The 12902-nt window shown below is 62.2% G+C and carries 12 protein-coding genes; 3 read left to right on the forward strand and 9 right to left on the reverse strand.

What is annotated here, in order from left to right:
- Positions 1-60: 60 nt before the first annotated feature.
- On the reverse strand, positions 61-690 hold the full coding sequence (locus AIOL_RS25075; RefSeq protein WP_152912517.1) for a hypothetical protein: 630 nt from the start codon (positions 688-690) through the stop codon (positions 61-63).
- A gap of 425 nt (positions 691-1115) precedes the next feature.
- Complete coding sequence (gene parE, locus AIOL_RS12790; RefSeq protein ID WP_049643333.1) at positions 1116-3077, reverse strand: DNA topoisomerase IV subunit B; 1962 nt, start codon at positions 3075-3077, stop codon at positions 1116-1118.
- A 245-nt stretch (positions 3078-3322) separates the two neighbouring features.
- Here parE and AIOL_RS12795 point away from each other — a divergent pair, with 245 nt between their 5' ends.
- On the forward strand, positions 3323-3643 hold the full coding sequence (locus tag AIOL_RS12795) for an ArsR/SmtB family transcription factor (RefSeq protein ID WP_049643334.1): 321 nt from the start codon (positions 3323-3325) through the stop codon (positions 3641-3643).
- Positions 3640-4062, forward strand: coding sequence for an SRPBCC family protein (locus tag AIOL_RS12800; protein WP_049643335.1), 423 nt, complete (start codon positions 3640-3642; stop codon positions 4060-4062). The genes AIOL_RS12795 and AIOL_RS12800 overlap by 4 nt, the downstream gene beginning before the upstream one ends.
- An 89-nt stretch (positions 4063-4151) precedes the next feature.
- Here AIOL_RS12800 and AIOL_RS12805 read toward each other — a convergent pair whose 3' ends face one another.
- From AIOL_RS12805 to AIOL_RS12840, 7 genes are all read right to left on the reverse strand, one after another.
- Positions 4152-5981, reverse strand: coding sequence for a glycosyltransferase family 2 protein (locus AIOL_RS12805; RefSeq protein ID WP_049643336.1), 1830 nt, complete (start codon positions 5979-5981; stop codon positions 4152-4154).
- Between the two features lie 74 nt (positions 5982-6055).
- Positions 6056-6346 (reverse strand): hypothetical protein, encoded by a 291-nt coding sequence (locus AIOL_RS12810; protein ID WP_049643337.1) that lies wholly within the window; start codon positions 6344-6346, stop codon positions 6056-6058.
- 258 nt (positions 6347-6604) lie between these two features.
- A complete protein-coding gene (locus tag AIOL_RS12820; RefSeq protein ID WP_049643339.1) occupies positions 6605-7381 on the reverse strand; it encodes an SDR family NAD(P)-dependent oxidoreductase in 777 nt (258 codons plus the stop codon).
- Between the two features lie 5 nt (positions 7382-7386).
- Positions 7387-8340, reverse strand: coding sequence for a sugar-binding transcriptional regulator (locus AIOL_RS12825; protein ID WP_235439004.1), 954 nt, complete (start codon positions 8338-8340; stop codon positions 7387-7389).
- Positions 8341-8402: 62 nt separating this feature from the next.
- Positions 8403-9872, reverse strand: coding sequence for an FGGY family carbohydrate kinase (locus tag AIOL_RS12830; RefSeq protein WP_235439005.1), 1470 nt, complete (start codon positions 9870-9872; stop codon positions 8403-8405).
- Entirely contained in the window at positions 9869-10834 is a 966-nt protein-coding gene (locus AIOL_RS12835) for a transketolase family protein (RefSeq protein WP_049643341.1), read from the reverse strand. Before AIOL_RS12835 ends, AIOL_RS12830 begins: the two co-directional genes overlap by 4 nt.
- Entirely contained in the window at positions 10831-11652 is an 822-nt protein-coding gene (locus AIOL_RS12840) for a transketolase (protein WP_049643342.1), read from the reverse strand. The genes AIOL_RS12835 and AIOL_RS12840 overlap by 4 nt, the downstream gene beginning before the upstream one ends.
- 198 nt (positions 11653-11850) lie before the next feature.
- Here AIOL_RS12840 and AIOL_RS12845 point away from each other — a divergent pair, with 198 nt between their 5' ends.
- On the forward strand, positions 11851-12831 hold the full coding sequence (locus tag AIOL_RS12845; RefSeq protein WP_049643343.1) for an ABC transporter permease: 981 nt from the start codon (positions 11851-11853) through the stop codon (positions 12829-12831).
- The last annotated feature ends 71 nt before the right edge of the window (positions 12832-12902 follow it).

Below are 12902 nucleotides of genomic sequence, written 5' to 3' on the forward strand. Positions count from 1 at the left end.
ATGGTGTGTGAGATCACGCGCCCTACCGCTTGATAGGAGCGGTGTTAAAAATTGCCCTCCCTACGGTTGCTGAGAGAAGTTGTAGAACACTTGTAAAACGGCCGCGCCAGCAAGAACGCAGGTCAATACAACGATCAACCATGACTGACGCAATTGGTCTCGATGGCGTCGCTCTTCCAACTCATGTTCAGCCATCTCCAAGATGGCTTTCCCAGTAACGTGGTACTTACTATCGGAGTATCGTAGTGCGCCGGACTCTTTAAGTGACTCCAGATGAAGGAAGAAGGCCGACATTTCTTCCTCAAAATTTGGGTGCATGTATGCCCGTAGACCATAGACATCTTTGAAAATGTCGGTTTCAACGAACCCTATTCTTTCACCGTGCCAGTGCTTTTTTTGACCCACGTGCAAGTGAATCAATTTCTCTAGTAAAAAGAAACGGTCACGTCTGAATCGAACAGTTCGGTTGTAAAGAAACTGTGAGACCCTCTCCTTGAGAGCTGACCTTTCTGCAAAAAATGTCCAACGGCTTCGTATGAACATTTTTGGATCTGAGAACTCAAAAACAGTTCCGTATTTGAAGGTGCCCACAACAAAATCTTCGGTCGCCAAAAAGCCATTTGATAAGCAGCAAGGCGATCCTTCACACTCCCCAACGACATGACCGTCGTGAACTTCCGAGACTCTCATTTTAAAAGTATCAGTCGACCTAGTTCCTACAATTACAACGCACCCATTTGTGTAATTGTTGTGCCCCAGTTCACTCCTCGAAATCGTCGCAGGGTTCCGCAACGCAACTCGGATCGCTTTTCTCCGTAAATCGAGGCCGGCATGAGACTTCAAACATCCAACTCCTTTACCAAAACGGCGTTCATCTTAACTTACTGGAACCGCAGCGCATTTGCCACCGCCTGCCCGTGGGATGGCGATGCAATGGCAGCAGGGGCAGCGCTTTATCCCTGCCAAGCTCCGTACGACTTCAAAGGCTTGTGCTGTCCTGAGCCAAATCGCCAGCCCGCCGGAGTCGTCCATTGGAGCGCCATTGGTCCGAGAGACAATGGCGACGCAGGCGATGGCCGGGGCCTTCGGCCTGTTAACCGGCCAGGGCGCGCCAATCAGACGTCGAGTTCTTCCACGAACCGCGCGTTCTCCTGGATGTACTGGAACCGCAGCTCGGGTTTCTTGCCCATCAGGCGCTCCACCAAGTCGCCGGTCTCGCCGGGGTCGTCCTCGTCGATGGTCACCCGGATCAGCTTGCGCGATTTGGGGTCCATCGTGGTCTCTTTGAGGTCCTTGGCGTCCATCTCGCCCAGGCCCTTGAAGCGCGAGACGTCGATCTTGCCTTTGCCGCCGACGCCCTTCTCGAGCCAGAGGTCGCGCTCGGCCTCGTCCAGGCAGTAGTGCCGGTGCGCGCCCTGGGTCAGCCTAAACAGCGGCGGGCAGGCCAGATACAAATGCCCCGCGTCAATCATCGGCCGCATCTGCGTGAAGAAGAACGTCATCAAGAGCGAGGCGATATGCGCCCCGTCCACATCCGCGTCCGTCATGATGATGATCTTGTCGTAGCGCAGATCGTCCACGTTGAACTTCGTGCCCAGCCCCACGCCCAGCGCCTGGCAGAGGTCGGAGATCTCGGCGTTCGAGCCCAGCTTTGACGAGGCCGCGCCCAGCACGTTCAGGATCTTGCCGCGCAGGGGCAAAAGCGCCTGCGTCTTGCGGTCCCGCGCCATCTTGGCGCTGCCGCCCGCGCTGTCGCCCTCGACGATGAATAATTCCGTGCCCTCGCGTGTTGAGGAGGAGCAGTCCACCAACTTGCCGGGAAGGCGTAGCTTTTTCGTGGCGGACTTGCGTTGTGTTTCCTTCTCGGCCCTTCGGCGCAGCCGCTCCTCGGCGCGCAGCACCAGAAAGTCCAGGATCGCGCCCGCGGATTTCGTGTCCGCCGCCAGCCAGTTGTCGAAATGGTCCCGCACGGCGTTCTCGACCATGCGCTGCGCGCTCTCGTTGGACAGCCGGTCCTTGGTCTGGCCCACGAATTGCGGGTCGCGAATGAAGATCGAGACCAGCGCGCCGGCGCCCGAGGTCAGATCCTCGCGCGTCACCTGGGCCGCCTTCTTGGTGCCCACCCGCTCGCCATAGGCGCGGATGCCCTTCAGGATCGCCGCCCAGAAGCCCGCCTCATGCGTGCCGCCCTCGGGCGTTGGCACCGTGTTGCAATAGCTCTGGATGAAGCCGTCGCGCACCGGCGTCCAGTTGATCGCCCAGTCGATCTTGCCCGGCTCGCCGAACTTCTCGGTAAAGTCCACCTGCCCCGCGAAGGGCCGGTCCGCGTAGGTCGTCGCCCCCGCGAAGGCGTCCGAGAGGTAGTCGGCAAGCCCGCCGGGGAAGTGGAACTTGGCCTCGCGCGGGGTCTCGCCGTCGTCGATGGCCGAGCGCCAGCGGATCTCGACCCCCGAGAACAGGTAGGCCTTGGAGCGCGCCATCTTGAACAGCCGCGCCGGCTTGAGCTTGAGCGAGCCGAAGATCTCGGGGTCCGGGTTGAACGTCACCGCCGTGCCGCGCCGGTTGGGCGCCGCGCCGACCTTCTGCAGCTTGTGCTGCGGCACCCCGCGGGCGAACTCCATCGCAAAGAGCTCCCGGTTGCGCGCCACCTCGACCCGCATATGGTCCGACAGCGCGTTCACCACCGAGGAGCCCACCCCGTTCAGGCCGCCGGAGGTCTCATAGTTCTTGCCCGAGAACTTGCCGCCCGCGTTCAGCGTGCAAAGGATGATCTCGAGCGCCGATTTCTCGGGAAACTTCGGGTGCGGGTCCACCGGGATGCCGCGGCCATTGTCGCGCACCGAGACGTGCCCGTTCTCGTGCAGCTCGACCTCGATCCAGGTCGCGTGGCCGGCCACCGCCTCGTCCATCGAGTTGTCGACGATCTCGGCCACCATGTGATGCAGCGCGCGATCGTCCTTGCCGCCGATATACATCCCCGGACGCAGGCGCACATGCTCCATATCCTCCAGGACCTCAATCGAGGACGCGTCATAGGTTTGCGCACCAGGTGCACTGGTCAGAAGATCGTCGGCCATTGCGCTGCTCTGTTCTTGTTTGTTTGGCCGATTAGATCAGAAAGCGGCGCCGAGGGGAAGCGGGGCAAAGCGTTTTGGAGCGCTCAAATGCTCAGATAAGTGCCGGATTGACATGATACCTATTGGTTTCATATAGTCGCGATACCGTTTGGTATCACAAAGGGATGATGAATGAGACATAGCCCCACCCTGCCCCGCCCGCCCGGCCCGCCGCGTGAGACGCCTGACTTGCGACCCGCCCAGCCATGAACGCGCCAGAGCAGATGGGGTTCCGCGCACTCGCGGACCCGACGCGGCGCAGCATCCTGCAGCTCCTGGCCAAGCGGGACATGACCATCGCCGAGGTCGCCGACAATTTCGACATGACCCGGGCGGCGGTCAAAAAGCACCTGACCATCCTGCAGGACGGCAACCTGATCGCCGTCCAGACCGAGGGCCGGTCCCGGCGCAACAGGCTGAACGCCGACGGGCTCAAGCGGCTCTTTGATTGGTTCGCCTATTTCGACGCCTTCTGGGACGAGAGGCTGAGCACCCTGAAATCCGAAATCGAAAGGGACGCGCAATGACCGAGACCATCTTAGAGAAGTCCATCTACCTCAAGGCGACGCCCGCCCAGGTCTGGGCCTATCTCACCGACCCCGAGAAGCTGGCGGTCTGGTTCCACAAACCATCAGCCCCTCTGGTGGACGGTGCCTATGAGATGTTCGGCGTCGAAAGCGGTGACAGGCTGATTTGGGGCAAGGTGCTGCTGGCCGAGCCGTTCCTGCGGCTGCACTACACGTTCACAATCGCGCCGATGGGCGAACAGGTGAGCACCGTGAAGTGGCAACTCACCGAAGTGGCGGGCGGCACCAACCTGTCGCTGCGGCATGAGGGGATGCCCCAGGGCGTGGCGGCGTTTGACCTGACGCTGGCGATGGACAAGGGTTGGGATGATCATTTGGCGCGCCTAAGGGCATCCGCTCATTCCCAGCAGGCTCAGTAAGCTGGCCGCGCGCGCCTCGGCGGCGCGGGCCCTGCGGCGATGCACGCGTTCGGGGCACGCGTTCGGGGCACGCGTTCGGGCCAGCAGCGCTATTCTGCCGCCTGAGGCGCCGCCTTGGTTGCGTCCGATAGCTCCTCTTGGATCGCCCGCCAGATCTCGGCGCGTTCCGGATCGGCCTTTAGGGCGGCGATCTTGGCGCTGTGGCGTGCAACGCAATCCTGGTGCAGCCCCTGGATCTCGGGGTCGCTCAGCAGAGCGGCCAATTCCCGCTTCAAGGGCGGCACAAAGGGCTGGAAGCTATCGTTCTGCATGCCCTCGCCGCTGCGGTCGCGGAAGTATTTCTCGCGCATCTGGTCCGGGCGCACCGCCTCGTCACGTTGGCACTGCACAAGCATGCTCTCGCCGGAGCGCCGCGTGTAGTGGTTGACCCGCGCCAGCGCGTAGCGCCCGTTGGCGACCATCCCGCGCCGGCCCTTCTCGATGAAGCCGCCAGGCACCTGCGCCCCGGCCCCGTCCACCCAGTCTATGTCGCCCTGCGCGCCAGGCTTAAGCTGCGGTCGGTGATCGGAATAGGACTCCACGCCGGGCCAGATCCGCATGATGGATGTCACCCCGCGCCGCGCCGCGCCCTTTGGCAGGCGCAGCGGGTCGGAGACGCGAAACTGCGAGGTGATCAGGCGGTCCTCGAACCGCTCCACCCCGCCGAAGCCGAACAGAAGCTCGCTTAGCGAGATCACATCCGGGTAGCCGGTTACCGCCAGCAGACTGTTCAGCGTGCCGTCCGCCACGTTGATTTGGATGAACTCGTCGACATCCGTGAGGATCGCGTAATCGGCGCTGCTGAACGCCTTGGTGTATTGCGCACAGTGGATCGCAACGTTCAGGTGCTGGTCGCTGCCCAGCGCCACGGAGGGGTTCTGCACGTGCTTGACGATCCCGCGCGCGTCCAACGCGTCCAGCAGCTCTGCCGTGCCGTCGTCGCAGTCGTTCGAGAAGATGACGAAATCCGTGACCCCGATAGCGCGGTTATGCGCGATCCATTCCAGCAGGAACGGCCCCTCGTTACGCACGCAGGTGAACACGCAGATCTTATGCGCGCGCTGGACCACCGCCCGTTCGCGGTCCTGGCGCTCTGAGGCGATGCTCTGGCCGCGGTCAAAATTCACCCAGCGGCGCACCCCATGACGCAACGGTTCGGCCCGGGTGACACGCGGGTCGCCGTGCTGATGCTCTGCGTGCTCGATCAGGCTGCAGGCCTCGCCCGCCATGTAAGCGTAGCCGCGGATCGACAGCGGGCCGATCTGCGGCTCATGCGTGCCGTGGATCGCCAGCACGCGCGTGGGCGGCGGGCGAAAGTAAGACGGGTAGGCAAAGGCCCCGGACATCACGAGGGCCGAGGCAATCTTTGGCAGCTCCACTTTTAGCAGTGGCGCCAGGGTCAGCAGATTCAGCACCGTCATGGCGCCCGCCGAGCTGCCGCCCAGAACATAATGCCCAGAGAAGCCCTGCGCCGCGCGGTTCGCCTCAAGCCAGGCCAGGAAGGCCGCGCCGTCTTCGGTCGCCGCCAGCGCCGCCGCGCCGGTGAAATCGGGGTTGAGGTCCGGGCTGCGCGCCCTGGCGTCCTCGACCAGGTCCGGGAGCAGCGCGCGGGCGGTGTCCGAGAGGTCCTCGGCGCGGGCCCTCAGGCGGTACTGCACATAGGCGCAGGCGTAGCCATGCCGCATCATCAGCCGCGCCACGCGGTCATGCCCGCGGGCTTCGATATCCCCGGTGCGAAAGCCCCCCGAATGGAACCAAATCAGCAACGGCAATGGCCCCTCGGCCCCCTCGGGGCGGAAGATCTTGACGCGCAGATCCTGCGGCCCATCGGCGGTGGGCCGGGCCGCATAGGTCTCGTAACTGATGCCCGGTGTGCTCATGGCCCTGCCGCGTTGCTTGGCGCGCGGAGGGTCGCAAGAATGCCTGTGGCTGTCAAACGCGGGCGGCGTTTGGCCTAAAGATCGATCTCGCCGGTGTCAGGATCCGGCAACACCGGCTTGGGATGCTTGCGGCGGATGATGATGTCGCCATTAGGCAGCACCTCTGGCGGGTGGTAGCCCTGCCAGTCGCGCAAGGCGCCCTCGAGCTCGCGCAGCGTCGGCTCCAGCTCGCCCATGAGCCCCCGCATCAAGAGCCTCGTGCCCTCCGACAGCAGGTCCACGCCCTCCTTGAGGTCGCTGTCCTGGGACTGCGCGGGCAGAGCGAGAAGCGCGGCGGCAAGCGCCATGGGGGCAAAGCGGTACATGCGCGGAGTGTACCATGTTTTTGGCGGGTTTGGAATGTGCAACGCGGATGCTGCAGCTGTGGTTGGCGGCGGGATCCACCGGCACGGCTTTGCCCGTGTCGCTTGCGCCGCGGCACGTCCAGCCAACCGCAGAGCACTTTGGTTATCCTGGTGCACAGTTTGTCGAGAAGGGTGGCGCCGCTTTGGACGCTATGCGGATTGACCAACAGGCGCAGGGCCCAGCGGCTCAGGCCGTGGCCCGCACAAGCGCGCCGGGCGTCACGACATGATCAGTCCGCCGTCCACATTGATGGTCTGGCCGGTGATGTAGCTGGCGTCCTCGCTGGCAAGGAATGCCACCAGCCCGGCCACGTCACGGCCCTGGCCCGCGCGTTTCATCGGCACGTTGTTGCGCACCCAGCTGTCCATCAACTCACCCGGGCCGTAGTCGCCCAACATTTCGCCCCAGACCTTGTCGTTATAGGCCCACATGTCGGTCTCGATGATGCCGGGGCAGATCGCGTTGACGGTGATATTGTCCAGCGCGACCTCCTTGGCGAGGCTTTGGGTCAGCCCCATGACCCCGAATTTCGAGGCGGCGTAGTGGGGTGTATAGATGAACCCGTCGCGGGCCTGGCCGGAGGCGGTGTTGATCAAGCGCCCGCCCCTGCCGGAGGCGCGCATGTGGCGAATGGCTTCCTGGCAGCAAAGGAATACACCCTTGGTGTTCACCTCCATCGTGTCATCCCATTCCTGCTCGGTCAGGTCTTCGACCTTGGCTATGGTGATGATACCTGCATTCTGAATCGAGACATCGACGCCGCCGAATTCTGCGGCCGCCATTGCGTAGAGCTCTGCGACTTGCGCCCTGTCGGTCACGTTGCAGACAAAGCCTTTTGCCCCGCCGCCCAGCTTCTCGGCGGCGTCATGCACCTGCTCTTCGATTGAGGCGATGACGACTTTGGCCCCTTCCGAGGCGAACCGCTCGGCCATCGCATAGCCGATGCCCTTATTGCCGCCGGTGATGACAACGCATTTCCCCGCGAACCTGTCCATGCGCCTCAATCGCCTCCCTCTTGGCCAAAGGCGTCTGAAACAAGCCGCCCTGCGGTAAATTTGTCTGTCACAAGAAGATCAATGACCCCGGCCTTGAGCGCGCCGTGAATGGCACCTGTCTTGGACTGCCCGCCGGCCAGGGCAATGACGCGGTCGGTGTTTGAAAGCTCATCCAGCGTCATGCCGATGACGCGTTCGTCCAGCGGTGTCTTTACGGGGTGCCCGTCGCTGTCAAAAAACCTAAGGCTGATGTCGCCCACGCCGCCCGCGTCTTTGACGGCCGCAAGCTCGCGGGGGGCGAAGACATTGCCACTTCGCGCCAGCATGCCAGAGGGCTCGACCGCGCCGATCCCCACGATAGAGAGCGTGACCTTCTCGAACAGTTCCATGGTTTCGCGCACATAGGTGTCGCCGAGAAGGACCAGCTTGGCCTCCCGCGACTGCGCGACGCCCGGAGCGCTCAGCAGATGGGCCTCTGCCCCGGTGAGCTTTGCCAGGCGGGTGGTCAACTGGTTGGCATGAATCTGAACCGTGGGGTCGCCCATCCCTCCCAGGGTCTGAACAATGTACTTTGCCTTTCCCGACTTCATCGGGTGGATGTTCTCGACCATCTTCAAGATAGTCTCGGACCAACTTGAGACGCCGATAATCTCATTGGGTTGCAAGGTGGCTTCGACGAAATGCGCTGCGGCCTCGCCAATCCGCGCCATGATTGCCCCGTCCCGGTCCTCCGAGCATTCGACGACAATCGCCTCTCCGAGCCCATATTTGCGACGCAGCGCGGCCTCCAGATCGGCATAGGTGCCCGATGGGGCGACCACGGTGGTGCGCACGATCTCTTCGTCTTGCGCCCGCTTCAGCATGCGCGACACGGTGGCCTGCGAGATCCTGAGATGCTTGGCGATGTCGGCCTGACGCTGATTTTCCACGTGATACATCTGCGCGACACGCGCAATCATTCGAAGTTCGTTCAGGCGTGACATTCAGCGGGGTCTCCAGGCAACTTGTGAATAATTATGCACTACAGGCGCAACGTGGTGCGCGCAACGGCGTCTTTCCAAAGACTGCGCAGGGCCTTGCGATCCTTGGCGGGCATGTCGGGGACGAGGCGCCCGCCGCGCGCGGCCAAACCCGTCAACTGGTCGAGATCTTGCCAAAAGCCCGTCGCCAGGCCTGCCAGGTAGGCGGCTCCGATGGCCGAGGTCTCGGAATCTCGGCATGGCGTCACCGGATGCGCCAACAGATCGGCGACCATCTGCATCAGGAACCGGTTCTCGCTTGGGCCGCCATCGACGGATAGCCGGCCTATGGTCATGCCGGATCGCTCAATGACATCGAATATATCGGCAACCTGTTGCGCCATGCTTTCTGCGGCCGCGCGTGCGATATGGGCGGGCTCGCTTACAAAGGACAGGCCCGAGATCATGCCGCGGGCCTCCGGGGCCCAATGCGGCGCGCCGAGGCCCACATGGGCCGGGACCAGGCAAACGCCCTCTGCAGAGGCGGACGTGCCCGCAAGCTTTAGCAAGGCATCCACGTCGCCAAGCCCGAGCATCCTGGCCGTCCATGGGAAAACCGAGGCGCTGACCAGAATGTTGCCCTCAAAGGCGAATGTCGACTTGCCGTGCAGAGACCACGCGATGGTCGTTGTCAGCCCATCGGGCGGGGCCACGAATTCGGGGATCGTGGCCATGACCGACGAGCCGGTTCCAAACGTGACCTTGCCATCGCCCGGCACAAACGCGCCGTGGCCAAAGAGGGCCGCGTGGGAATCGCCGATTGCCGAGGCAATGGGGATGCCGTCAGGCAGGGCATCAACATTCCTGGTTTCGCCGAAGACATGCGCGGAATCGCGAACCTCTGGCAGGTAGGCGGGATCGACCCCGAACAGGTCGCATAGGCTGCTGTCCCATGCGCCATCGGCGAGGTTGAAGAGCTGCGTTCGCGCGGCGTTGGAGCGGTCGGTGGCGTGGACCCGCCCGCCAGAGAGCTGCCAGATCAGCCAGCTATCCACGGTGCCGACGCAAACATCGCCCGTTCCGGAGCCGTGATGGGCCAGCAGCCAGGCGACTTTCGTCGGAGGGAATAGCGGGTCAATGGGAAGGCCGGTGCGCGCGATCACATCCTGCGCGTGACCTGCGGCCTTCAGCGCCTCGCATTCGGCGGCCGTTCTGCGGCATTGCCATGTCAGGACCGGTCCAAGCGGCGCACCGGTTCTCCGATCCCAGATCAAAACGGACTCGCGTTGATTGGAGATCCCGAGGGCCACGATCCTGGCGTCGGGCGCCTCAGCTTTGCAGATCGAGATGGCCTTTTGGGTCGCCGACCAGATGGCCATGGCGTCCTGTTGGACCCATCCCGATTGCGGGTGCTCGATGGGAACCGGGGCTGATCCGGAGGCGATGATCTCTCCGGATTGCGCGACCAGCACGGCCTTGCAATTCGACGTGCCCTCGTCGATGGCAAGAACGACGTCTCGCGCCACGCTCACCTCTTGCGCTTCAGCAAGTCGGTCACGCTGTCCGCAATGCCTTGCGGCGACATGCCGAATTCGTCCAGCAGGAAATTCGCCGAGCCGGTCGGGGCGAACACGCCAGGCACGCCTAGGCGCTTCATCGGGACCGGGACGGGGCATTCATCCACGACCACCTCGGCCACTGCGCTGCCAAGACCGCCGAACACTGTGTGCTCCTCGCAGGTGACGATTGCGCCGGTCTCAGCCGCGGCCGACACGATCGCCTCTGTGTCGATGGGTCTAACCGTTGCCATATTCAGAACCCGCGCCGAGATCCCCTTTGCATCGAGCAAATCGGCGGCCGTCATCGCGCGGTAGCTCAACGTGCCGTTGGCGATCAAAGTAACGTCTGAACCCTTTCGCAGAACGTTGGCCCGCCCCAGTTCAAACCTGTGATTTTCGGCAAACAGATCCGGCACACCCACACGGCTAAGGCGCAAGAAGCACCCCCCCTCGAACCCGGCCGCCCATTCGATGACGGCGGCGGTCTCGATGCGGTCGGCCGGAGCGATGACCGGCACATTCGGCAAGGCGCGTATCCAGGCGAAATCCTCTATCGAGTGATGGGTTGCGCCCAATTCGCCATAGGCAAGGCCAGAGCTTATGCCGACCAACTTCACGTTGGTTTCCGAATACGCGACGTCCGCCTTGATCTGTTCCAGCGCCCGGCCGGTCAGAAACGGCGCGGCGGCACAGACAAACGGGATCTTGCCACCATTGGCCAGACCCGCGCCCACGCCGACCATGTTTTGCTCGGCGATGCCGACATTGATCAGTCGCTCGGGGAATTTGTCGCGAAAACCCGCCAGCTTGGACGAGCCGACGGAATCGTTGCAGACCGCCACGATGTCGGCGTTGGCCGCGCCCAGCTGTTCCAGCGTTGCGACAAAAGCGTCGCGGCAATCGTGCATCTTGGCAGGTTCAACGGGGGCATTCATGGCGCTGCCTCTTTCAGCTCGGTCATGGCCTGGTTGTATTGCTCCTCATTCGGGACCTTGTGATGCCAGGCGACATTGTCAGACATAAAGGACACGCCATGCCCTTTGTTGGTATGGGCGACGATGCATTTGGGTTTACCGGTCACGATCTGCCCCGCATCCAGCACGGCACAGATCTGATCCATGTTGTGGCCGTCGATCTCTTGCACGTCCCAGCCAAAAGCTGCGAGCTTTGGAGCCAGCGGCGCAAGGTCGTTGGTATCCGCGAGCCGCGCACCCTGCTGCAATCGGTTATGGTCGATGATGAGCGTTAGGTTGTCCAATTTGAGCTGGGCCGCGCTCATGATCGCCTCCCAGTTCGAGCCCTCCTGCATCTCTCCGTCACCGGTGATCACGAAGGTCCGCCAATTTGCCCTATTAAGCTTGGCGGCCGTGGCCATGCCCACACCAACCGGAAGACCGTGACCCAAAGGGCCCGTGTTGGTCTCAACACCGGGAACTTTGGTGCGATTCGGGTGGCCGTTGAGGCGGGAATGCGGCTTCAGAAAGGTTGCGATTTCGTCCTTGGGGATGAAGCCCTTTTCGGCCAACACAACGTAGAGCGCGAGCGCGGTATGCCCCTTGCTGAGCACAAGGCGGTCCCGTTCCGGCGCACGCGGATTGGCCGGATCAACCGACATTATCTTGAAGTACAATGCGGTAAGCAGGTCCGTGACCGAAAGCTCTCCGCCGATATGGCCCGCGCCTGCTTCAAACACGGCCTGCAGATCGCGCCGCCTGACACGGTTTGCAATGACGCGGAGATCGTGAGTGTTCATGAGCGGCCTGTGTATAAAAATTCACGCCCTAAAAAACATGCAAAACGAGCAGCTGTCAAGCGCGACAGGGGACCCCCGCCCCTTGAGCCCCTCCCCAATCATACCCCACATACCTACCATTGACACATCAAATCGGAGGCGTTACGAAATTAATATCGCGAGTGAATAAATATGCGATACGGGGGAGGGAAGTTACGAATGACGACGCTGAACGGGTCGGAAAGAAAGACAAATCTTTCTGACTTCTTCTCACTTAGCGGGGCGACGGGGCCCTTGATCGGGCTTCTGGTTCTGTGCGCATTCCTCTCTTTCGCTACAGATTCCTTCTTTTCGTTTCGAAACTTCCTGAACATCGCGGACCAGATCACTGTTCTGGGCATCATGGCCGTGGGCATGACGTTCGTTATCCTGATCGGCGGGATTGACCTCTCTGTGGGCTCTATACTGGCCCTGTCGATGATGGTCTTGGGGTATCTGAATGTGGAAGCCGGTTATCCCATGGGCGTTGCAATTATCGGCGCGCTGCTGGCCTCTGCTGTGGCCGGCGCGGTGTCCGGGCTGTTGATAACCGAGTTCAGGGTCCCGGCCTTCATTGCGACTTTGGCGATGATGTCAATCGCCCGCGGGCTTGCGAATATGATCACCAACGGCTCGCAGATCATTGGGTTTCCGACCTGGTTCAACCTTGGCGCCATCATCCGTCACTTCGGCTTTCTGACCATCACCGTTGCGGTGATGATAACGGTGTTCGTCGTGGCCACCCTGTTCCTGCGGTTTCGCCAGGAGGGGCGTGCGCTTTACGCCATTGGCGGCAATCCGGAGGTCGCGCGGCTTGCGGGCATCAATGTCCGTTTGACCACCATCATGGTCTACATGGTCTGCGCGCTTCTGTCCGGGTTGGCAGGCATCTTGCTGGCCGCGCGACTGGATTCGGTCCAGCCGAGCTCTGGCGTTGCCTATGAGTTAGACGCCATCGCGGCCGTGGTGATCGGAGGCACCAGCCTCTCGGGCGGAACCGGCGGCATCGTCGGCACAATCATTGGTGTGCTCATTATCGGCGTGCTGCGCAACGGTCTAAACCTGCTTAGCGTCTCGCCATTTCTACAGGCCGTGATCATCGGGCTCGTCATAGTGCTGGCGGTCGCGGCGGAAACCTTCAAGCACCGCAACGCAAGGTGAGCACATAGCACAAGTCAATTAAAGGTCCGTAGCCTCGGGCCACAAGAGGTCCAGATACTTTCCACGGGCCG

The sequence above is a fragment of the Candidatus Rhodobacter oscarellae genome (assembly GCF_001078595.1).
In the GTDB taxonomy this organism is placed as follows: Bacteria; Pseudomonadota; Alphaproteobacteria; order Rhodobacterales; family Rhodobacteraceae; genus Rhodobacter_B; species Rhodobacter_B oscarellae.

Coding starts and splice junctions, on each gene's coding strand:
- AIOL_RS12845 (WP_049643343.1), top strand. CDS start 11,851: ATGACGACGCTGAACGGGTCGGAAAGAAAGACAAATCTTTCTGACTTC.
- AIOL_RS12825 (WP_235439004.1), bottom strand. CDS start 8,340: ATGATTGCGCGTGTCGCGCAGATGTATCACGTGGAAAATCAGCGTCAG.
- AIOL_RS12795 (WP_049643334.1), top strand. CDS start 3,323: ATGAACGCGCCAGAGCAGATGGGGTTCCGCGCACTCGCGGACCCGACG.
- AIOL_RS12840 (WP_049643342.1), bottom strand. CDS start 11,652: ATGAACACTCACGATCTCCGCGTCATTGCAAACCGTGTCAGGCGGCGC.
- AIOL_RS12820 (WP_049643339.1), bottom strand. CDS start 7,381: ATGGACAGGTTCGCGGGGAAATGCGTTGTCATCACCGGCGGCAATAAG.
- AIOL_RS25075 (WP_152912517.1), bottom strand. CDS start 690: ATGAGAGTCTCGGAAGTTCACGACGGTCATGTCGTTGGGGAGTGTGAA.
- AIOL_RS12800 (WP_049643335.1), top strand. CDS start 3,640: ATGACCGAGACCATCTTAGAGAAGTCCATCTACCTCAAGGCGACGCCC.
- AIOL_RS12810 (WP_049643337.1), bottom strand. CDS start 6,346: ATGTACCGCTTTGCCCCCATGGCGCTTGCCGCCGCGCTTCTCGCTCTG.
- AIOL_RS12805 (WP_049643336.1), bottom strand. CDS start 5,981: ATGAGCACACCGGGCATCAGTTACGAGACCTATGCGGCCCGGCCCACC.
- parE (WP_049643333.1), bottom strand. CDS start 3,077: ATGGCCGACGATCTTCTGACCAGTGCACCTGGTGCGCAAACCTATGAC.
- AIOL_RS12835 (WP_049643341.1), bottom strand. CDS start 10,834: ATGAATGCCCCCGTTGAACCTGCCAAGATGCACGATTGCCGCGACGCT.